The sequence below is a fragment of the Kitasatospora sp. NPDC048540 genome (genome assembly GCF_040651175.1).
Classification (GTDB): Bacteria; Actinomycetota; Actinomycetes; order Streptomycetales; family Streptomycetaceae; genus Kitasatospora.
The window spans coordinates 1-21395 of sequence record NZ_JBEZIR010000144.1; the positions used below are offsets into that span (position 1 = coordinate 1).

Genomic DNA, 21395 nt, shown 5'->3' on the forward strand with positions numbered 1-21395 from the left:
TCGGAGAGGAGCTGTCGGATGACCGGACCACTGGGGTCACGCCGGGCACGCGGGCGCGTCCTGGCCGCCGCACTGGTGGCAGCCCTGCCGCTGGCACCTGCCGGTCTGACCCCCAACGGCACCGGGCCCGGGTCCGGCCCGGCGGCGCTCGGAGCGCTGCCGGGCCGGACCCGGGCCGGATCGGTCAGACCGCCAGGGCCTTGATGGCGGTGGGGGCGTGGCCGGGCTCGGTGGCCAGCTCCTCCCACTCGTTGATCGCGTCGATGCCGGCGCCGCCCATCGAGATGTTGGTGACCCGCTCCAGGATGGCCTCGACCACGACCGGGACGCGGAACTCCGCGGCCAGCTTCTTGGCCTCCTCGAAGGCCGGCAGCAGCTGGTCCGGCTCGGTGACCCGGATCGCCTTGCAGCCGAGGCCCTCGACGACCTTGACGTGGTCGACGCCGTAGACGCCCAGCTCCGGGGAGTTGATGTTCTCGAACTCCAGGTTGACCTGGAAGTTGATGTCCAGGTTGCGCTGGGCCTGGCGGATCAGCCCCAGGTAGGCGTTGTTCACCAGCACGTGGACGTACGGGATCCGGTGCTGGGCGCCGACCGCGAGCTCCTCCAGCATGAACTGGAAGTCGTAGTCGCCGGAGAGCGCGACGACCGGGGTCTCGGGGTCGGCGGTGGCGACGCCGAGCGCGGCCGGGATGGTCCAGCCGAGCGGGCCGGCCTGGCCGCAGTTGATCCAGTGCCGCGGCTTGTAGACGTGCAGCATCTGCGCACCGGCGATCTGGGACAGGCCGATGGTGGTGACGTACCGGGTCTCCGGGCCGAAGGCCTTGTTCATCTCCTCGTACACGCGCTGCGGCTTGAGCGGCACGTTGTCGAAGTGGGTGCGGCGCTGCAGCTGCGCCTTGCGCTCCTGCGTGGAGGCGGCCCAGGCGCTGCGGTCGGGCAGGCTGCCGGCGGCCTTGAGCTCCTTGGCCACCTCGACGAACAGCTCCAGCGCGGCCCTGGCGTCGGAGGCGATGCCGAAGTCCGGGGCGAAGATCTTGCCGAGCTGGGTCGGCTCGATGTCCACGTGGACGAAGGTGCGGCCGCGGCGGTAGACGTCGAGGGCGCCGGTGTGGCGGTTGGCCCAGCGGTTGCCGATGCCCAGGACGAAGTCCGACTCCAGGAAATTGGCGTTGCCGTAGCGGTGCGAGGTCTGCAGGCCGACCATGCCGGCGTTCAGCTCGTGGTCGTCGGCGATGATGCCCCAGCCCATCAGGGTGGGGATGACCGGCGTGCCGGTCAGCTCGGCGAACTCCACCAGCAGGTCGGCGGCGTCGGCGTTGATGATGCCGCCGCCGGCCACGATCAGCGGGCGCTCGGCGGCCAGCAGGAAGCCGATCGCCTTCTCGATCTGGGCGCGGGTGGCGGCCGGCTTGTAGACCGGCAGCGGCGCGTAGGTCTCCGGGTCGAACTCGATCTCGGTCAGCTGGACGTCGATCGGCAGGTCGATCAGGACCGGGCCGGGCCGGCCGGAACGCATCAGGTGGAAGGCCTGCTGGAAGACGCCGGGGACCTGGGCGGCCTCCAGGACGGTGGTGGCCGCCTTGGTGACCGGCCGGGCGATCGAGGCGATGTCGACGGCCTGGAAGTCCTCCTTGTGCAGGACCGCGGTCGGCGCCTGGCCGGTGATGCACAGGATCGGGATGGAGTCCGCGATCGCCGAGTACAGGCCGGTGATCATGTCGGTGCCGGCCGGACCGGAGGTCCCGATGCAGACACCGATGTTGCCGGCCTTGGCCCGGGTGTAGCCCTCGGCCATGTGCGAGGCGCCCTCGACGTGGCGGGCGAGCGTGTGGCGGATCTCCCCCGAGGCCTTGAGGGCCGCGTAGAACGGGTTGATGGCAGCGCCCGGCACGCCGAACGCGACCTCAACGCCTTCGCGCTTGAGGATCTCCACTGCCGCGCGGGCGGCTGTCATACGAGGCATCGGGTTTCTCCTGCGTCCGGCCCGAGATGGTCGGGGGCTCCTCCGCCGCGGGCCGCCGGTTGCCAGCAGTTCCACGATGCGGAAGAATAGTTTTGGTATGCGAAAGCAAAGTAAGCCGACCCCCGCGCGGCCGTCAAGGGGAGTCCGCCCGCGCCCCGCCCCCTCGCCCCGCACCCGCACCCGCACCCAGGTCACCGCACCGGCGCACCCGCCCCGGCGCGCGCGGCGGCGGCCGACGGCCGGCGGCCCCCACAATGGGGTCGGGACGACGGGCGGGCGAGGGGACGAGGGACGGGATGGCTCACATCACGGTGAGCGCACTGAGCCACGACGGGCTGCTGCGCGACCACAACGAGGACAGCCTGGTGATCGGCCCGTGGACGGTCTGCGCCACGGTCACCGAGAGCCCGCAGACGCTGCTCTTCCCGCTCGGCAGCCCGTGCCTGGTCGCGGTCGCCGACGGGCTCGGCGGCCACCCGGGCGGCGAGGTCGCCAGCGCGCTGGTGGTCCGCCGACTGGCGTCGATCGGCACCGCCCTCGCGGACGAGGAGGCGGTCCGCGAGGCCGTCCTGGCCTGCAACCAGGAGGTGTTCGAGGCCGCCGAGCACGCGCCGCACCTGATCGGGATGGGGACCACGCTGGCCGGCCTGGTGGTGACCGGGACCTCGGTGATCGTCTTCAACGTCGGCGACAGCCGGGTCCTCGACGCCGGGGACGGCGCCCTGCGCCGGCTGAGCACCGACGACAGCCCGCCGCCGGCCCCCGGGCAGCGCACCACCAACATCGTCACGCAGACCCTCGGCGGCTCGGTCTCGCCGCGCACCGTGGAGCCGCACGTCACCAGCCACCCGCTGCCCGCCACCGGCGGACGCTACCTGGTCTGCAGCGACGGACTGACCGACCCGGTGACGGACGAGGAGATCATCCGCATCCTGGCGGAACCCTCCGACGACCGGGCCGCCTTCGAACTCTGGCGGGCCGCGATCGAGGCGGGCGGCCCGGACAACATCACCCTCGCCCTGGTCACCGTCCACCTCGACGACTGATCCGGCCCGGGGCCGGGCCGCCGGACGCCCCGTGCCGCCCGCCGGACGGCCGGTTCGCACACTTCCCGCCCTTTCCCGCGAAGGCCCGACCCCGGGGGCGGCCGTCGGGGGTGGGTAGAATCCGGGACGGGCCGTACGGCCTGATGCGCCATCACCCGACCGCGGGCCGGGCTACGGCCCGCGCAGCGGCCGACCAGGGGGAGATCCGACATGACCGACGTACGGATACCGGCGGCACCCACCGGCTCCGCACCCGCGCTCCGGCCGGGCGCCGCGGCCCGCGACGGCGGCCGGTGGCGGGCCGCCCGCCGCGCGGCGGCGATCCTGCTGGGCGCGCGCCGGCTGCGGACGGTCCCGGTGGGACGCCCGGTCCGGGAGAGCGACTACCGCTGACGGCCGCCGGGCGGGTCGGCCGATGGTCCGACCGGCGGTCCGACCGTCGGGCGCCGTACGGGGCTCAGGCCGCCCGCACGTCCACCGGGGCGCAGGTCGGGCAGCCGGACCCGGGGTGCCGCTGGGCGGGTACCCGCGGCGCGGTGGACATCCGGCCGGCCAGGGCGGCCGACGCCTCGGCCGGGTACCCGGCGGTCGCCGCCCGTCCGGTCACGGTCGAGCAGGTCATGGCCCGGGCGCGCAGCCGCGCCGGGTCGTCGAGCAGGCTCTGCTCCCGGGCGAACGACCGCAGCAGCGGATGGTACCCGTAGCGGCCCGGCGCCGGGGCGGCCAGCAGGTGGGCGTCCACCAGCCGGTCGAGCAGTTCCTCGGCGCGAGCGGTGGCCTCGTCCAGGGCCGCGGCGGCGGCCGCCAGCGTGATCACGGGCGCGTCCGACCAGGCCAGCAGCCGGAACGCGCGGGCCTCGTCCGGGTCCAGCGCGTCATGGCTGCGGGCGATGCTGTCCCGCACGTCGAGACCGCCGATCCGCAGCTCGTCCAGCGGCCGGCCGCCCTCGGACAGCCGGTCCGCCAGGTCGCGCACGCTCCACGCCGGACGGGCGACCAGCCGGGCCGCGCCCGCCCGGACGGCCAGCGGCAGCCGGCCGCAGGCCGCCACCACGTCCGCCGCCGCCCGCGGGTCGGCCGCGGCCCGCTCCGGACCGATGATCCGCCCGAACATCAGCCTGGCCTCGGGCTCCGCCGGCAGGCCGAGCCCCACCTGCCGGGCACCGGCCACGTCCGCCAGCAGGCCGCGGCTGGTGATCAGCACCGCGGCGGCCGGGTCCGCCGGCATCAGGTGCCGCACCTGGGCACCGTCGCGGGCGTCGTCCAGCACGACCAGCATCCGGCGCCCGGCCAGCACCGACCGGTAGAGCGCGGCGCGGGCCCCGGTCTCCGCGGGCAGGGCGTCCGCGGCCACCCCGACGGCGAGCAGGAAGGACGCCAGCACCGCGCCGGGCTCCACCGCCGTGCCCGTCCCGCCGAGCTCGGCGTACAGCACCCCGTCCGGGAACGCCGACGCCGCCAGGTGTGCCGACCGCACCGCGAGCGCGCTCTTCCCCACCCCCGGCTGACCGGAGACCGCGATCACCGCGGGACAGCCGCGCTCCTGGACCAGGGCCTCGGAAATCCGCCGGATCTCCGTCTCCCGGCCGGTGAAATCCGCGATGTCGGGCGGAAGCTGAAACGGAACCACCGGAATTGCACGATCCTCCGGTGCCAATCCCCCCTGCGATTCCCCCCCTCCGGTGAATTCCCGGCCGGCGGCGTTCTCCCCGATCGCCGCCGACCCCTTCACCCCCGCCGCCCGATGCGGCGCGGCCGGGCCCGTCGGCCCGTCCGGACCCGCCACGATCGCCGGGGCGGCCCGGCGCGGGACGACCGGCTCGTCCCGGAGGATCACCTGGTGCACCTCGCGGATGTCCGCACCGGGTTCCACCCCGATCTCGTCCACCAGGGTCCGGCGGACCTGCTGGTAGACGTTGAGCGCCTCGGTGCGGCGGCCGCTGCGGTACAGCGCGGTCATCAGCTGGGCCCACAGCCGCTCGCGGCCGGGGTGCTCCGCGGTGAGCGCCCGCAGTTCGGCGACCACGGCCGGGTGGCGGTCGAGCCGCAGTTCGGCCTCGACCCTCGCCTCGACGACGTCCAGGCGCCCCTCGTTCAGCCGGTCCGCCTCGGACTGGTGCAGCAGGTCGGACGGCACGTCGGCCAGTGCGGGCCCGCGCCACAGCCCGAGCGCGGCCCGGAGCAGCCCGGCCGCCTGCTCGCACTCCCCCTCGCGCAGCGCCGCCACCCCCTGGGCCCGCAGCGCGTCGAACCGGTGGATGTCGAGCTCCCCCGGTTCCACCTCGATCAGATAGCCGCCCTCACCCGTCCCGATCCGCTCGCCGGCCTCCCCCAGGCCTCGGCGCAGCCGCATCACGTAGTTGCGCAGGGTGGTGGCGGCGCTGGGCGGCGGGGCGAAATTCCAGATGGTGTCGGCCAGGACGTCGGCCGGCACCACCTGTCCCGGCCGCAGCAGCAGGGCGGCGAGCAGCACCCGCTGTTTGGCCGCCGGGACGACACGGACGCCTGAACCGTCCCGGACCAGCAGCGGTCCAAGAACGCAGAACTCCATCTACCGGCTCTCCCTCCGGGATCCGGCCCCGGAGTGACGGGGCCCGGATCACCGCTGACGATCAACACCTCCGTTTCTACCGAGCGGGCGAGTTGTCCAGCGCCGCTCAAGCCTCCGGTCAATCAATGACGGACAATCCGCGCCGGTTCTGTCCCGGTTCGGGAGGGTACGAGGAGGTCAGCCCGTGCGGGGGAACCCGCAGGCGGCGATCGAGGCCGCGGCCGCCTCGGCCGGACTCAGCTCCGCGGCGGGCAGCTCTCCCTCGACCCCGGGGCGGTAGTGCCGGGCGTCGTAGATGCCGGTCGGTCCCTCACCGCCCATGCAGGCGACCGCGACGACCGTGATGTCCCCCTTGAGCGCCAGCTCGGACCGCACCGGGCCGAGCCGCCAGGTCTGCACGAAGCTCGGATGGTCCTTCTGGTCGGTGAAACCGATCTGCTGCCACTGCGGGTTGGGCGCCGCCAGGCCGCCGGCCACGAAATATCCGGCATATCCCACGATCCCCAATTGCGCACCGGACGCCCGGAGTTCCACCGTGTCCATACTACCCATCGGCTGGGAGACGGTGAAGGATATCGCGGACGGCATTCCCACGCCGCCCTGACAGTCCGTCGGCTTCATCCCCTTCGGCGGATTCCCGTGAATGACCGCCGACGAGGTGACCCCGCCGCCGCGCACCTGGAACCACCGCATGTCCGGGGTGCCCGAGGTGCCGTCGCTGACCACCTCACCGATGCAGTAGCCCATGAACTCGACCCGGCAACCCGGCGTGTACTGCTGCAGCGTGTCGGCCGTGATGCTCGGCTGCGCCCGCACCCGGGTGGTGGTGAGGTACGTGGTGCCGGAGAACGCGCCCGAGCCGCCGTAGTCCGCGCACGGCGGCACCACCGTGGCGCTCGGCGTCGCCCCCGCGGAGGCGGCGACGCCCGAGGCCGAGCGGCCGAGCATCTTGGGCAGCACCAGCGCACTGACGCCCACGGCGAGCGCCACGACGACCACCGTCAGGACGGCCGGCAGCCGGCGGAACCGGCCCGCCTCGACGGCGTCCTCGGACCCGTCGCCCAGCGCCGGGGGCAGCACCTCGCCGCCGTCGTCGGCCAGCCCGTCCACTGCCGCGCCGACCGGCCCGCCGGTCGGCCCGGGTATCCGCTCCCGATCCTGTTCCCGTTCCCGTTCCTTCTCGCGTCCCCGCTCCGGCTCCGGCCCGCACTCGGCTTCGGCTTCGGGCTCCGGCCGCGACTCGGACCGCGGTTCGGCCCGGGCGGCCGGAACGGACGGGGCATCACCGTCCGCCGGGGCCTCCGACTCCGTCTCCGCCCGACGCTCGGTCAACTCCTGTTCCAGGGCGTGCCATCGACGCTCCCAGAGTTCGACGTCACCACCGCAGGCTCCGACGTACGCGAGGGTGACCTCCAGGCTCGGCTGCCGCACGCCACCGGCGGCGTCGCTGAGCGTGGTGGCGCCGAACCCGGCGCGGGCGGCCAGAACGCGGTAGGTCGGGCTCCCGGCATCCTCCCGCACGGCTCTCAGGTCGTACGCGAACGCCTGGAGCGGGCCTTCGGTCGGATCGATGGGGCGGGGCTTGCGAGCCAACGCGTCTCCTAGCCTCTACTCGAACGCCGCAGCGATGCGAGGGCCGGGGGTGCCCGTCCGCACGGCGCAAGCTGACCAGGGCAACCTACAAGTCGCCGCGTCAGTCGTGCTGCACCGGCCGGGGGCTGACACACCCGCAGGGCCAGGAGCTGGGAAACGACAGGGGTGCGCCGGCGGAAGAAGTCCCACCGGCGCACCCACGTCCGAACGGCCGTCCGACATCGGTTCGTACCGGATTCATCGAGGGTGCCACCCTCGGTCCGATCGCACGTGCCGGGCACCCCCGATCGGGCACCTGCGGTCCGGCCTGTCCACTCCCCCGTGGTGCCAGGCCGGACCGGTCACCGACCGGTCGGCTACCGCCGTCCTGAAAGAGGCGGAGTGCTGCCGGATCGCCCCGTGCCAACCGGTCGCCGCACCGCCTTCGACCATGGTGGTGCACCGGCGTATCGCCGAGGTCGCGCGACGGTATCCGGGCGGCCCGTCGCCCACCACGGCACGCCCCCGCGCGCCCACGCGCGCCGGGCCGGCGCGGGCCGTCCACGCCGGCGTCGCGGTCCGGGAACGACAGGAGCCCCGGACCGGGAACGGTCGGGGCTCCTGTGCTGTTCACCTGCTGTGGGCGCAGACGGTTTCGAACCGCCGACATCCGCCTTGTAAGGGCGGCGCTCTACCGCTGAGCTATGCGCCCGCGTGCCGCGGATCCGGTGGCCCGGCCGTACGGCGACAGCCAAGAGTACCCGGTCCGGCGGCCGCCGTGCCGCCGCCTTTTGCGGGCGGTACCTCCCGGGGGTGCCGGTGGGGTGCGGAGATCGGCAAGAATGGGCGCACGGATGAGGCGTACGGAGCTGGAGAGGGAGCGCGGAGTGAGGGTGGCCGGCGGTGGCGGCGGGCGGGGCGGCTGGTGGCGTCGGAGCGACAACCTGCGGGCGGACGCGAAGGCCGCCCGGGATGCCGCCCAGGAGGCCTTCTACGAGCTCGACTCCACCCAGCGCGAGGTCCAGCTCGCGGTCGAGACGGTCCGCGCCGTCGAGGACGAGCAGACCGTCCGGCGCACCCGGGCCGACTTCCAGCAGATCTCGGCCCGGGTGGACGAGGTGACCGTCGGCTACCTGGCGGCCCTCGACGCGCACGACCTGGAGGCCGAGGAACTGGAGCCCTCGACCGCCGCCCGGGCCCGGCAGCAACTGGAGCAGGCGCAGCGGCAGCTCGACGCCGCCCGGGGCGAGCTGACCGGCTTCCTGGGCCGGCTGCAGCCGCTGGTGGACCGCGCCGAGGCCCAGCTGATGAAGGTGACCCCGGCGGTCGAGCAGGCCAAGCGGTCGCTGCTGGGGGCGACCACGGCGCTGGAGTCGGTCCGTGACGCCGGGATGCGGGCGGACGACCTGGCGGCCCGGCTGGCCGAGCTGGCCCCGGAGCTGACCCGGCTGAACGAAGGCGCGGGCCGGCACGGCGTGCAGGACACCCTGCGCCGGGCCGAGGACGTCCGGCGGCGCGCCGACGCGGTCCGCGACGAGGCCGGGCAACTGCCCGAGCGGGCACGGGAGATCGACCGCCGGGTGGGCAGTCTGCGGACCAGGATCCAGGCCCTCGAGACCCGTTCGGCGACGGTGGAGCCGGCCCTGAGCGAGCTGCGCCGCCGGTACGCGGTGGCCTGCTGGCAGGACCTGCAGCACGTACCGGCGCAGATCCCGGAGGCGGTGCGGACGGCGCAGGCGAAGCTGGCCGAGGCGGTGCGGGCTCGCGACGAGCAGCGCTGGCCGGACGCGACGGCGGCGATCGGTACGGTCCGGGCGCTGCTGGACACCGCGGAGGGCTCGGTGGCCGCGGTGACCGACCGGCTGCGGCAGCTGACCGAGGTGGAGCACGATCCGCAGCGGGAGATCGACCGGGCCCGGTTCGCGCTGCGGGACGCGCAGCGGCTGGCGATGTCGGGGCGCCAGACGCCGGACCCGCGGCACGCGGCGCCGCTCGACGCGGCGGTCGGCCGGCTGGACCGGGCGGTGGCCCAGCTGGAGGAGGCGGGCCGGCACCCGGACTACTGGCACTTCCTGACCGAGCTCGAGGGGGTGCGCCGGACGGCGGCCGAGGTGGTCGCGATGATCCGGGGCAGCCACTGACCGGTGCCCGGTGGCACCGGACCGGACTCACCCTACCGGCGAGTAACTTGCTTGCTAGAGTGACCGCATGGCACGAAAGAGACAGCTCTCCGCGTCCACCTTCCGGCGCGTGCTCACCATCTGGCCGCCCTACCTGTTCGCCGGCATCCGGGTCATCCGGCTCGACCCGGACTTCCGGACGGCCCGGGTCCGGCTGCGCCTCGGGCGCCTGAACCGCAACTACGTGGGCACCCACTTCGGCGGCTCGATCTTCTCGATGACCGACCCGTTCTGGATGCTGCTGGTGATGCAGAACCTCGGGCCCGGCTACCTGGTCTGGGACAGCGCCGCCGAGATCGAGTTCGTCTCGCCGGGCCGGGGGGACATCTTCGCCGACTTCCACCTCACCGACGACCGGCTGGCCGAGATCCGCGAACTGACCGCGGAGGGCAAGAAGGCGCTGGTGTGGTTCGACACCGAGGTCCTGGCGGCCGACGGCACGGTGGTGGCCCGCGTACGCAAGCAGATCTACGTCCGCCGCAAGCCCGCCACCACCTGACCGCGAACCCCGAGCCGGGCAACCCCAGGGGCGCAACCTCGAACCTGAGCCGGGTAACCCCCAGGGGCGCGAGGAACTGCGCGAGGCGGGAGGTGCGGCACCGAAGCTTCCGATTTCGCGCAGTTCCTCGCGCCCCTAGGGGGTGCCCCATGCAGGGGTGCCCGTGCAGGGGTGCCCGGGCGGGCGGGCCGCCCCGGTCCTTCGCGTCGGCCGTGTGCGCCATGGGGTTCGGGGTGGCCGAACGTCGGTACGCTGCCCTCATGCCTCGCTACGACTTCCGCTGCCGCTCCTGCGGAGCCACGTTCGAACTCCGCCGTGCCATGGCGCAGGCCAACGACCCGGCCGTCTGCCCGCAGGGCCACGCCGATACGGTGAAGCTGCTCTCCACGGTCGCCGTCACCGGCGGTTCCGCCGCCTCGGCCCAGGCGGCCCCCGCCCCCTCGTCAGGCGGCGGCGGGGGCTGCTGCGGCGGAGGCTGCTGCGGCTGACCGAGCGAGAGCCGTTCATCGGGGGTGTTCAGGTGTTCCGACGCTGGTGGTTCCTCGGCCTGCTCCGGCCCGCGGAGCAGGGCCCGCGGCCGCCCGGCCGCCGCGAGTCGAAGGAGGCCGGGGAACTCGTCCTGCGCGAGTGGCAGGTGCTGCGCGACCGGCTGTCCGCCATCGCCGCCGAGCGGGTCGCCGCGGCGGGGGACCTCTTCCGGGCCGCGGAGCTGCGCCTGCCGCCCGGCGAGACCGCGGCACGCCGTGACTACCTGTGGGCGCTGGAGGCGTACGAAGCCGCCGGGCGGCTCCTCGACGAGGCCGCCGGGCTGCCGGACGGCACCGACCTGCCCGATCTGACGGCCGCCGTGGTGCTGGCCGAGCAGGCCGTCGAACGGCTGGCCGCCGCGCACACCGTGCACGCGGGCGGGCGGCCCCGGCCGTTCGCCGTGCGCTGCTTCTACAACCCGCTGCACGGCCCGGCCGCCGTGCCCGCGGCCGGCGGCGGCAAGGCGGTGTCCCGCAAGTCCCGCCGCCGACCCACGGTCGGCGCCCGGGAGGCCGCCGCGGACCGGCGCCCGGCCTGCGCGTCCTGCCGCAACGCCATCCTGGCCGGACAGAGCCCGGACGTGCTGCCCGCGCTGCTGCCCGCGGCCAGGACGGGCCGCCGGGGCGGGCCGCCGGTGCTGGTGCCGTACTACGCCGTTCCGCAGCAGTGGTCCCCGTGGTCGGCCACCGCCTGCGGGGCGTACGACGAGGGCACGCCCGCGCTGGTCCTGCGCGGCGGCCACCGCCGGCCCCGCACCTGAGACCGGGGGCGCCCTCCGCGCCCGGCCGTCAGACCTGGACGGATGCCCCGGCCGTCAGACCTGGACGGAGGCCCCGGCCCGGACCCGGGCCAGCATCCGCCGGACGATCTCCTCGCCCGCCGAGACCCCGATCCGTTCCAGCGCGGTGACCCCGGGCGCCGTCCAGCCGGCCTCGGCCAGCTCGCCGTGGCCGGGCCGCCAGCCGTGGTCGGCGGCGAGCAGCAGGTCCGCGTCGAGCAGCGAGTCGCCGGCGGACAGCACGGTGGCGGCGCCGGTCCGGCGCTCGACCTCGGCCAGCGCGGCGCTCTTGCTCAGCGGCGACGGCACCGCGTACACCTTGCGGCCCTGCAGCGAGATGTTCCAGCCGCGCTCCTCGGACCAGCCGGTCAGCTCGGCGAGCCAGCCCTCCGGCAGGTCGGCGCGCTCGACCACCAGGTAGGCGAACAGGTCCTCGGCCACCCGCCGCTTGTGGGTCCACTCCGGGTCGGCGGTGATCGCCAGGTGCTCGACCACCTCGGCGAGCGGGGCGCAGGAGGCGGCCAGCCGGCCCCGCACTTCGGTCTGCCAGTCCTGGTCCGGCACCCCGTCGACCAGCAGGTGCCCGCCGTTGGCGCAGATCGCGTACTTCGGGATCCAGTCGGGGACCGGCCCGGGCAGGTGGACCCGCTCGTACTGGGCGCGGGTCCGGGTGGTGGCGGGGACGAAGGTGGCCAGCGCGGTCAGCTCGACCAGCAGCTCGGCCGCCTCCTCGGTCATGAAGGACAGCGCCCGTCCGTCGTGCACCTCGACCGCCAGCAGCCGCGGGGCCAGCCGGTCGGGCATCTCCAGGGCCAGTGCCCGGTTGGAGTAGATCAGGGTGCGGTCGAGGTCGCTCGCCACCAGGAACCGGCTGTCCATCAGTTGTCCTCCGCTCGCACTGCCGTCCCGTCGGCGCCGACGGCGCCCCGGGTGTAGCGGGGATGGATCAGGCCCACGCAGGAGTACGGCAGCCCGTCCACCTCCTCCACGGGTACGCCGCGCTGCTCTGCCAGCAGCCGGACGTGGTCCAGGTCGGTGCCGGCGCCGCGGCGGGCCAGCACCCGCCACGGCACCCGGCGGAGCATCACCCGGGTGGTCTCGCCGACACCGGGCTTGACCAGGTTGACGTTGTCGATGCCGTACTCGGCACTGATCCGCTCGACCGCGACCCAGCCCTCCCAGGTGGGGGCGCGGTCCTCGGCGGCGAGGCGCCCGGCCGCGGCCTCGGCGGCCTCGCGGACGCTCTCGAAGCGGTCCACCACGGCGGCGACGAAGGCCTGCGAGACGTCGGCGCCGCCGAGCTCGCGGTAGAACTTGGCGCCGTGGAACTCGTCCGGGCCGATCAGGTCGTCCCGCAGCACGGTCCGCGAGATCAGGCCGGAGACGGTGGAGTTGAGGCAGGCCGACGGGATCAGGAAGTCGTCCCGGGTGCCGTAGGTGCGCACGCAGCCGCCGGGGTCGGCGAGCACCGCGAGGTCGGGGTCGAAGCCGGTGCCGTCCAGCGCGGCGGCCAGCTCCCTGGTGATCGCGCCCTTGCCGGTCCAGCCGTCGACGAAGACCACGTCCCCGGCGTGGTGGTGGCCGGCCAGGTACCGCAGCGCGACCTGGTCGATACCGCGCCCGCGGACGATCGAGACGGTGTAGTGCGGGACGTCCAGACCGTGGGCGAAGCCGAGCCAGCGGCGGATCAGGATGCCGACCGGGGTGCCGGCCCGGGCCAGCGAGGCCAGCACCAGGCCCCGGCCGCGCTCACGCAGCAGCGTCTCGGCGACGGTGCCGACGGCCAGCGCGATCCGCTCGGCCGAGGCGGTCAGCGCCTGCTGGAACAGCTCCTGGTACTCGGGGCTGGGCTGGTACTCGACCGGCAGCGACTCGGCGTAGTGGGCGCCGCCCGACTGGACGGCCTCCTCGCGCTCCTCGGTCGGGGCCTCCAGCGCCACCCCGGAGAGGTCCTTGAGCAGCCAGGTGACGTCCTGCGCCGGGTAGGAGGAGAACGCCGGTCCGTACAGCGGCGGCGAGGTGGTCGGATTGGTGTCGGTGATCATGCCGGCCTTCGGTGGGGGTGCTCAGCTTGCATGGTGGTGCAGCGAGACGTCAGCGGGGTGTCGATGGGCGGTACGAGGGGAGAACGGCCAGCACCACCTGGTCGGTGACCTGCCGCAACTGCTGCAGCAGGGCCCGTTCGCCCTGGGCCAGGGCGGGGGTGTCGGCCGGGTCGTCCACCACCAGGACCACGCTGTCGAAGCGGCGGGAGACGTCGTCGCCGGGGGCGACGTTGTAGGCGTAGCGCTCGCCCGGCCCGTCGGCCGGGTCGTCGTGGGCCGGGAAGGCCAGCCGGGTGCGGATCGCGTAGCCCGGGTCGTCCACGGCCAGCACCGGGGAGCGGGTGGTGGTGGAGAACCGCACCCGGTGCTCCCCGAGCCGTTCGGCCAGCGCCCCGGCGAGGCGCAGCGGCGCGTACATCAGCTCCTCGAAGCCGAGCACCAGGACGCTCTCGCCGGTGACGTGCCCGGCCAGCTCGGCGGCGAAGGCCGGCAGCGCCTGTTCCAGCCGGGCCCGGTGGTCCCGGGTGAAGCCGTGCCGTCCGCCGTCGGGCAGGCCGGCCGGCCAGCCCAGCTCGACCCGCGCCAGCGGGGCGGGCTCCCCGGCCGGCAGCGGCGCCTCGGGGGCGGCCGCCTCGATCAGGGCCTGCGCCCGGGCCAGGGCGTCCGGCGGCAGTTCGACCCCGCCGTCGGCGGTGGCGACCAGGTCGAGCCGGGCGCCGAGCTCGGCGGCGGCCTCGGCCAGCCGCGTCCGGTCCGCCCCGGTGCGCAGGTCCACCAGGGCGACCACCACGTAGTGGCTGCGGGGGTGGGTGGCGTGCAGGGCGCGGACGGTGTTGAGCACCGTGTTGCCGGTGGAGAACTCGTCGTCGACCAGGACCAGCGGCCCGTCCCCGGCCAGCAGCCGCGGGTCCTCGGGCAGCAGCAGGTGGGAGGTGGCGTGCGAGTGCTCCTCCTCGAAGCCGCCGACCGCCGCCACCCCGGCCACCGGCCGGCGGGTGGAGTGCAGGTAGGGCGCGTCCAGGCCGTCGGCGACGCTGTGGCCGAGCGCGGTGGCGGTCTCCGCGTAGCCGAGCACCACGGCCCGGGCGGCGGCCTCGGGGCCGAGCAGCTCGCGGACCCGGCGGCCGAGCTCCAGGCCGGCGCCGTGCACCACGGCGGGGCGCTGCGGGACGTGCTTGCCGAGCACCCCGGAGACCAGCAGGTGGGCCCGGCGGGGGTTCTTCCGCAGGGCGAGGCCGATCAGGGCGGGCAGCTCGGGGGAGCCGGTGAGCCGCAGATCCAGCCGGTCGGTGACCCACTGGCCGGTCCAGGGCGCCGGCGGTGCGTGCTGTGCTGTCAAGACTCCTGCTTTCGGGTGGTGCCGCTCGGGCGAGGGTACGTGCTCCGGCCCTGCTCAGGGGCACAGGCAGGCGCTGAGCAGCTCGGCGAAGCTGACCTCCTCGCGGGCGACGCCGAAGACCTCGGCCCGCAGCAGCACCCGCTCGGCCCAGGCGCGGTGCGGCTTGGCCTCGTTCATCTTGTTGGTGTACGCCGAGCGCAGCACCCCGCCGCCGCCGAGGCTCTGCTGGAGGATGTCCTGGGCGTCCGAGTACTCCTCGTGGGTGACCACGGACAGTGCGTGCACGGCGGGGACGTGGCTGGGGTGGATGCAGGTCTTGCCGAGCAGGCCGTTGGCCCGGTCGAGCTCGATCTCGCGGATCAGGCCGTCCAGGTCGTGCTCGATGATCTGCTGGCGCAGGCCCTCCGCGGGCGGGTGCGCCTCGGCGAAGGGGGTGCGGCGCAGTTGCGGCTTGAAGATCCGCTCCTGGACCGGGAAGTACTCCCAGACCGGGCCGGTGACGGTGAAGCCGCTGCCGTCGGCCCGGCCGAGGACGTTGACCACGTCGCCGATCACGCCGGCCACCAGGGCGACGTCGTAGGCGGTCAGGTCCGGGGAGCGGCGCAGCCCGTAGGCGGAGCACAGGTCGGTCACGCCGAGGCGGACGGCGAGGATCCGCTCGCGGTACTTCTCCAGCAGGCGGGCGACGCCGAACAGGGTGTCGCGGCGGCTCTCCAGGTGGGCGAGTTCCGGGGACTCCAGGACGGGCATGGCGAACAGCCGCCGTCCGCAGGCGGCCTCGGCCTCGGTGAGGGCCTCCAGGAAGGCGGCGCCGCTCTCCTGGGTGAACTTCGGCACCACGAAGCCGGTGAGCAGGGCGGCCGCGGCGCCGAGCCGGGCGGTCAGGTCGGTGATCTGGGCGGCGGCGCGGACCCGGACGAACAGCAGCGGGAGCTCCTGCCCGGGGTCCTCGGCCAGCTCGGCGAGCTGTGCCACCAGGTTGGCCTCGGCGGCGGGGACCTCGTGGTCGGCTATCGCGTCCTCCAGGCAGAGCACCATGGAGACCACGCCTCGGCCGGCCTGCTTGCGGATGTCCGCGGCGAGGGTGGGCCGGGTGGCGGGGCTGTAGAGGGTGGCACCGAGGGCGGTGGCGAGCACCGCGGCGTCGGCGGTCCGGTCGAAGACGGCCGGCTGGCGCAGGAAGAGCCGGCCGCGGACGTCCTCCGCGAGGTGTCCGAAGTGGCGCAAAGTGCCCTCCCCTGGGTTTGGATGCGACCCGCCGGGGGGCGGGGCCGGTGACGCCTCAACAGTTGGACGGATGAGCCGGGCGAATGGTTCGCCGGGGTTCCACCGCAGCCCGTGATCCGTGCGCAGCCGCGTGGGGCGTTCGGGGAAGGGCGGGAGGCCAGAGCCGTTGGCGGCTTATCGTACGGACAGATTCGGCCATCCGGAGCCTTGAAACATCGAATTCTCGGAAGGTTGCCATCCGCTTCACACAACGCGCGCCCGCGGTCCTCCCCACGGCCGCCCGCGGGCCCGTCCCCGCCGCGGCCGGCAGGGGAGGCGCGTTGTCCGAACCGGTCGCGAACGGGCAGGATGGTGCGCTATGACGCATGAGATGGCGAAGGGCGCCAACATCCCGCTGACGGCCGCCGCGGTCCGCGCCGTGCTGCGCTGGACGGACTCGCCCGGCACCCCCGACGTGGACGCCTCCGCGCTGCTCCTGGGCGCGGGCGGCAAGGTCCGGTCGGACGCCGACTTCGTCTTCTACAACCAGCCCCGGCACCCGTCCGGCCTGGTGCGCCACCTGCCCAAGCAGGGCTCGGACTCCGGTTCCGAGGTCTGGGACGCCATCGAGGTGGACCTCGCCAAGCTGCCGGCCGAGGTCGACCGGGTGGTGCTGGCGGGCTCCGCCGAGGGCGGTTCCTTCCGTGCCGTGCCCGGCCTGCGGGTGCTGCTCCACGACGCGGCGGCGCCCGAGGGCGCCGATCCGCTGGCCCGGTTCGCGGTGACCGACACCGGCGAGGTCACCGCGCTGGTGGCGGCCGAGCTGTACCGGCGCGACGGCGGCTGGAAGTTCCGCGCCGTCGGGCAGGGCTACACCAGCGGTCTCGGCGGTCTGGCCACCGACTACGGCATCGCGGTCGAGGACGACGCCGACGGCGCCCCCGGCGGCCCGGACTCCACCGGCGGCGCCCAGCTGCAGCGCCTGCCCGAGGACCAGCACACCTCGCCGCCGGTCGAGGAGCCGGACACCTACACCCTCGCCCCGGCCACCCCGGCGGCCCCGCTCACCCCGCCGCCGCCCGGCCCCGTGTCCGCGCCGGTCCCGCCGCCGCCGAGCACGCCCCCGGCCGGCTACGGCTACCCGCCCCAGCAGCCGCCGCAGCCCCAGCCGGCCGGCTACCCGGGGTACGGCTACCCCCCGCAGCAGCCGCACCCGACGGGCTACGGCTACCCGCCGCAGCAGCCGCCGACCGGGTACGGCCACCCGCAGCAGCAGGTCGCTCCCCCGCAGCAGCCGCCCGCACCGCCGGCCCGCCCGCAGCAGCCCGGCGGCTTCGTACTGCCGCCGCAGGGCCCGCAGTTCCAGCCGCGCTGACCGGGGGCCTCAGCTGCTGCCGGGGGCGCTCGGTCCGCTCTTGTAGCCGCGCTGCCACTGCATGCCGAAGCCGTAGAGCCGGTCCAGGTCGGACTGGAAGCCGTGCACGTACCGCACCTCCCGGCGGACGGTGAGCTGGCCGTCCCCGGAGTTCTCGATCAGCACCACCGCGCAGGAGCGGGCCGCCGGGGCCCGTTCGTCCAGCTTGATCTCCAGCCGGGGGCCGCTCTGCGGCACGATGGTCACGGTGGCGTGGGTGCGGTCGAAGGCCGGGGTGTCGTCGTAGATGTAGACGAAGATCAGTAAGCGCTTGAACTGGTCCTTCTTCTCCAGGTTGATGTACATCGTCTCGCCGGACGGCGCACCGTAGACGTCGTCGCCGCTCAGCTTGATGTAGGGCGGCCGGTTCAGGTCGCCGAAGAGCTGGCCGAGCGGCTGCACCACGCCCCGGGTGCCGTCGGCCAGCTCGTACAGGCAGGCGAGGTCGAGGTCGACGTTCAGCTGCGGCCGGTTGAAGGAGTCCGGCGCCATCGGCCGCAGGATCCGCGGGTCGAACAGCCGGCGCAGCGAGGAGCCGCCGCCCGGGCCGTCGGCGGTCCGGGCCGCCCAGTGCAGGTTGACGTACAGGTAGCCGGTGGTGGCGGCCGAGCCGGTGATCGCGTGCTGCGGGCGGGACTTGGTCAGCGTGATCTTGAACTGGCCGCCGGAGTCCACACTGTTCCGATCGCCCTTCAGGAACTCCCACACCGAGACCATCGCGTCCTCCCCCAGAGCCAGTCCGATCCGACCGGGCCCATGATCCCGCAGCCGGCCCTCCCATCGTGCCCGTACCGCGCCATCAGGGCCATACCCAACGGGTGCCGGTGAGTCAACGTCAGCCGGTCCGCGTTCCGCTGCTGGCCGAAGGATCCCCACTCCCGTAACATGCCGCACCCCCGGACGCGATATCGTCTCTCCGCACAGGTGTCCCGCCCGCCACGTCCCCGGCGTCCGCGACGTACCGTCAGACCCGCCTCCCCCCGGCGGGATCCGGCCCCTGTGCCCGACCGCGAAGCTCTTCTTCGTCCCTGCGGAAAGCCGAGGCCCTCCCCGCGATGAACCTCTCCTCCATACAGCTGGTCTGGGCCGTCGTCGGCGGCGCAGCCCTGCTGTTCACCGCCATCCTGGTGGCCTTCCTGCGCTTCAAGAACAACGGCGCCGACGAGAGCGCCGACTCCTGGGAACGCAGCGAGGAGCGCCGCCGCCGCAAGGAGGCCGTCTACGGCGGCGCCTCGTACGTGCTGCTCTTCTGCTGCGCCGGCGTGGCCGCGGCGCTCTCCTTCCACGGTCTGGTCGGTTTCGGCCAGCAGAACCTGAACCTCTCCGGCGGCTGGGAGTACCTGGTCCCGTTCGGACTGGACGGCGCCGCGATGTTCTGCTCGGTGCTCGCCGTTCGCGAGGCCAGCCACGGTGACGCCGCGCTCGGCTCCCGCCTGCTGGTCTGGCTGTTCGCGGTCGCCTCGGCCTGGTTCAACTGGGTGCACGCGCCGCGCGGCGGCATGCACGACGGCGCCCCGCAGTTCTTCGCCGGCATGTCGATCTCGGCCGCCGTGCTGTTCGACCGCGCGCTCAAGCAGACCCGCCGGGCCGCCCTGCGCGAGCAGGGCCTGATCCCCCGCCCGCTGCCGCAGATCCGGATCGTGCGCTGGCTGCGCGCCCCCCGCGAGACCTACGCGGCCTGGTCGCTGATGCTGCTGGAGAACGTCCGCAGCCTCGACGAGGCGGTCGAGGAGGTCCGCGAGGAGCGCCAGGCCAAGCTGGACGCCAAGGTGCGGGCCCGCAGCGCCGACCGCCGCGAGCGGGCCGAGCTGAAGGCGATCGCCCGCCAGGGCGGCATGCTGGCCCGGGCCCGCGGCGGCCGCCAGGTGCCGGCCCTGCCGGTCGGCGGCGACGGCCAGCCCGCTACGGAGCCTGCTCTAGCCGAGGAGTCCGCCGACCCCAGCGGTCCCTCCTCGCTCGAACCCGCCGCACTGTCGGCCGGCCGCCGGCCCCGCGCCGCCGTGGGCTCCTCCTCCTCGGCGCCGTCGGCCCCGGCCGCCGGTGACCCGTACGCCTCGGACCCGTACCTGAGCTCCTCGCCCTCGTTCGGTTCGTCCTCCTCGTACGGCTCCTCCTCGTACGGCTCGGTCGACCTGACCGCCGACGACGACACGCTGTCGATGCCCAAGCTCGACTCGCTGGAGCGCAAGCTGCGCGCCATCGAGCAGCAGCTCGGCTGACCGCCGGGCAGGCACGGCGAAGGGGTCCCCCGCACTCGGTGCGGGGGACCCCTTCGGCGTTGCGGGGGAGGACCGGTCAGGCGACCGGACTCTCCTCCAGCGTCTGTTCGCGCTTGTTGCGGACGATCGAGGAGAGCAGCGCCGCACCGATGAACGCGACGCCGATCAGGCCGGTGACGATCTCCGGGATGTGGTACTCGATGCCGACCAGCAGGATGACCGCCAGCGCGCCGATCGCGTAGTGCGCGCCGTGCTCCAGGTACACGTAGTCGTCCAGGGTGCCCTTGCGGACCAGGAAGACGGTGAGCGAGCGGATGTACATCGCGCCGATGCCGAGGCCCAGCGTGATCATGAAGATGTCCTGGGAGATGGCGAACGCGCCGACCACGCCGTCGAAGGAGAACGAGGCGTCGAGCACCTCCAGGTACAGGAAGAGGAAGAACGCGGCCTTGCCGCCGACCTGGACGATCGACTTACCGGTCTTCTCGGCCTCCTCCTCGGCCTCCTCCTGCGCCTCCAGGCCGGACTCGAAGACCCCGGAGAGGCCGTTCACGGCGAGGTAGGTGGCAAGGCCCATCAGGCCGGCCAGCAGGACGGTCTCGGCGTGCTCGGCGGCGAACAGCCGGGAGGACAGGGCGAGGACGACCAGCGCGATCACCGAGGAGAGGGCGTCCAGCTTGCCGATCTTCTCCAGCGGCTTCTCCAGCCAGCGCAGCCAGTTGAAGTCCTTCTCCTCGAAGATGAAGTCGAGGAAGATCATCAGCAGGAAGATGCCGCCGAAGGCCGCGATGGCCGGGTTGGCGGCCTCCAGGTACTGGGCGTAGGTGAGGCCCTCGTACGTCTTGGAGGAGTCCAGCGCCAGCTCGATCACGGTGCCCGGGCTGAGGTGGGCCGTCAGGCCGACCACCAGCAGCGGGAAGATCAGCCGCATGCCGAAGACGGCGATCAGCACGCCGACGGTGAGGAAGATCTTCTGCCAGAAGGGGTTCATCCGCTTCAGGACCGTGGCGTTGACGACCGCGTTGTCGAACGAGAGGGAGATCTCGAGGACCGAGAGGATCAGCACCACGCCGAATCCTTCGGCCCCCCAGATCAGGCCGGCTGCGATCAGACCGGCGATCGTGATGGCGAAGGACCATCCGAATGTGCGGAGGAACACGGGGTCAGTTACCTTTCGATTTCAGTGGTTCCAGGCCGGGTACGGCTGCTCGAACCGGGCATTACGTTACGTTGACGCCGAAGTCCTGGACGATCCCGCGCAGGCCGGAGGCGTACCCCTGGCCCACCGCACGGAACTTCCACTCGCCCTGGTAGCGGTAGAGCTCACCGAAGATCATCGCGGTCTCGGTGGAGGCGTCCTCGCTCAGGTCGTAGCGGGCGATCTCGGAGCCGTCGGCCTGGTCGACCACCCGGATGTAGGCGTTGCCGACCTGGCCGAAGCTCTGCATCCGCGGCTCGGCGTCGTAGATGGACACGGCGAAGACCACCTTGTCGACCTGGGCCGGCACCAGGTCGAGGTGGACCTGGACCACCTCGTCGTCGCCGTCCCCGTCGCCGGTCAGGTTGTCGCCCTGGTGCTCGACCGAGCCCTCGGGGCTCTTGAGGTTGTTGTAGAAGACGAAGTACTCGTCGCCCAGCACCTTGCCGCCGGAGCAGAGCAGCGCACTCGCGTCGAGGTCGAACGACGCCCCGGTGGTCGAGCGGGCGTCCCAGCCGAGGCCGATCTGCACCTGGGTCAGGTTCGGCGCGGCCTTGGTCAGCGAGACGTTGCCGCCCTTGGCGAGCGTGACGCTCATGTACTTCCTCCCTAGTCCCCCCGCATCTCGGGGGTCCGAGTCCACGGGTTCCAGCTCTGCCGCCGCACGACGGTGCGGTCGGCGCACCCCAAAGGTCTACGCCCAGCGGCGCCCGCGCAGTGCTGCACTCCCGCCTGAACTTCCTGAACTCCCCGGCCCGTCGGCGGGCCGGGGCAGCACAGGGGCCGGCGGGAGCGCTGTTCACCGGCGGAATCGCCCAGACCCTCAAGGTCGCCGAGGAGTGCCGCAACCACGG

At 73.8% G+C, this 21395-nt stretch carries 16 protein-coding genes, 1 tRNA gene and 1 pseudogene; 8 read left to right on the forward strand and 10 right to left on the reverse strand.

Annotated elements, in window-relative coordinates; all coding sequences use genetic code 11:
• Window positions 1-184: 184 nt before the first annotated feature.
• A complete protein-coding gene (gene gcl, locus AB0D08_RS35080; RefSeq protein ID WP_033820728.1) occupies window positions 185-1966 on the reverse strand; it encodes a glyoxylate carboligase in 1782 nt (593 codons plus the stop codon).
• A 296-nt stretch (window positions 1967-2262) separates the two neighbouring features.
• Here gcl and AB0D08_RS35085 point away from each other — a divergent pair, with 296 nt between their 5' ends.
• Entirely contained in the window at window positions 2263-3012 is a 750-nt protein-coding gene (locus tag AB0D08_RS35085) for a protein phosphatase 2C domain-containing protein (protein WP_033820729.1), read from the forward strand.
• 210 nt (window positions 3013-3222) lie between these two features.
• Window positions 3223-3405, forward strand: coding sequence for a hypothetical protein (locus tag AB0D08_RS35090; protein ID WP_359894337.1), 183 nt, complete (start codon window positions 3223-3225; stop codon window positions 3403-3405).
• 64 nt (window positions 3406-3469) lie between these two features.
• Here the strand turns inward: AB0D08_RS35090 and AB0D08_RS35095 are convergent, their stop codons facing one another.
• From AB0D08_RS35095 to AB0D08_RS35105, 3 genes are all read right to left on the reverse strand, one after another.
• Entirely contained in the window at window positions 3470-5563 is a 2094-nt protein-coding gene (locus AB0D08_RS35095) for a BTAD domain-containing putative transcriptional regulator (RefSeq protein ID WP_359894338.1), read from the reverse strand.
• Between the two features lie 177 nt (window positions 5564-5740).
• Window positions 5741-7156, reverse strand: coding sequence for a helix-turn-helix transcriptional regulator (locus AB0D08_RS35100; RefSeq protein ID WP_359894340.1), 1416 nt, complete (start codon window positions 7154-7156; stop codon window positions 5741-5743).
• 619 nt (window positions 7157-7775) lie between these two features.
• Window positions 7776-7847 (reverse strand) — tRNA-Val (locus tag AB0D08_RS35105).
• A 142-nt stretch (window positions 7848-7989) separates the two neighbouring features.
• Here AB0D08_RS35105 and AB0D08_RS35110 point away from each other — a divergent pair.
• From AB0D08_RS35110 to AB0D08_RS35125, 4 genes are all read left to right on the forward strand, one after another.
• Entirely contained in the window at window positions 7990-9276 is a 1287-nt protein-coding gene (locus tag AB0D08_RS35110) for a hypothetical protein (RefSeq protein WP_359894341.1), read from the forward strand.
• Between the two features lie 67 nt (window positions 9277-9343).
• Window positions 9344-9814: a DUF4442 domain-containing protein gene (locus tag AB0D08_RS35115; RefSeq protein WP_033824159.1), complete on the forward strand. Its 471-nt coding sequence runs from the start codon at window positions 9344-9346 to the stop codon at window positions 9812-9814.
• A gap of 260 nt (window positions 9815-10074) precedes the next feature.
• Window positions 10075-10302, forward strand: coding sequence for a zinc ribbon domain-containing protein (locus AB0D08_RS35120; RefSeq protein WP_359894343.1), 228 nt, complete (start codon window positions 10075-10077; stop codon window positions 10300-10302).
• Between the two features lie 32 nt (window positions 10303-10334).
• Window positions 10335-11102: a hypothetical protein gene (locus AB0D08_RS35125; protein ID WP_359894344.1), complete on the forward strand. Its 768-nt coding sequence runs from the start codon at window positions 10335-10337 to the stop codon at window positions 11100-11102.
• A gap of 54 nt (window positions 11103-11156) precedes the next feature.
• Here AB0D08_RS35125 and AB0D08_RS35130 read toward each other — a convergent pair whose 3' ends face one another.
• The 3 genes and pseudogenes from AB0D08_RS35130 to AB0D08_RS35140 all read right to left on the reverse strand — a co-directional run bounded on the left by AB0D08_RS35130 (window position 11157) and on the right by AB0D08_RS35140 (window position 15731).
• Window positions 11157-11999, reverse strand: coding sequence for an HAD family hydrolase (locus tag AB0D08_RS35130; RefSeq protein WP_359894346.1), 843 nt, complete (start codon window positions 11997-11999; stop codon window positions 11157-11159).
• Window positions 11999-14504: pseudogene (locus tag AB0D08_RS35135) on the reverse strand (phosphoribosyltransferase). The gene AB0D08_RS35130 and the pseudogene AB0D08_RS35135 overlap by 1 nt, the downstream one beginning before the upstream one ends.
• Before the next feature lie 54 nt (window positions 14505-14558).
• A complete protein-coding gene (locus AB0D08_RS35140; RefSeq protein ID WP_359894348.1) occupies window positions 14559-15731 on the reverse strand; it encodes an HpcH/HpaI aldolase/citrate lyase family protein in 1173 nt (390 codons plus the stop codon).
• A gap of 358 nt (window positions 15732-16089) precedes the next feature.
• Between AB0D08_RS35140 and AB0D08_RS35145 the strand changes: the two genes are divergently transcribed.
• Window positions 16090-17085: a TerD family protein gene (locus tag AB0D08_RS35145; protein WP_033824154.1), complete on the forward strand. Its 996-nt coding sequence runs from the start codon at window positions 16090-16092 to the stop codon at window positions 17083-17085.
• A 9-nt stretch (window positions 17086-17094) separates the two neighbouring features.
• Here the strand turns inward: AB0D08_RS35145 and AB0D08_RS35150 are convergent, their stop codons facing one another.
• Window positions 17095-17841 (reverse strand): Tellurium resistance, encoded by a 747-nt coding sequence (locus AB0D08_RS35150; RefSeq protein ID WP_199520480.1) that lies wholly within the window; start codon window positions 17839-17841, stop codon window positions 17095-17097.
• Window positions 17842-18179: 338 nt separating this feature from the next.
• Here AB0D08_RS35150 and AB0D08_RS35155 point away from each other — a divergent pair, with 338 nt between their 5' ends.
• Entirely contained in the window at window positions 18180-19343 is a 1164-nt protein-coding gene (locus AB0D08_RS35155) for a DUF2637 domain-containing protein (protein ID WP_033824153.1), read from the forward strand.
• 76 nt (window positions 19344-19419) lie between these two features.
• On the opposite strand, the gene AB0D08_RS35160 is transcribed toward AB0D08_RS35155, so the two are convergent.
• Window positions 19420-20502, reverse strand: a complete 1083-nt coding sequence (locus AB0D08_RS35160; protein ID WP_033824152.1) for a DUF475 domain-containing protein — start codon at window positions 20500-20502, stop codon at window positions 19420-19422.
• 61 nt (window positions 20503-20563) lie between these two features.
• A complete protein-coding gene (locus AB0D08_RS35165; protein ID WP_033824151.1) occupies window positions 20564-21139 on the reverse strand; it encodes a TerD family protein in 576 nt (191 codons plus the stop codon).
• Window positions 21140-21395 lie beyond the last annotated feature (256 nt).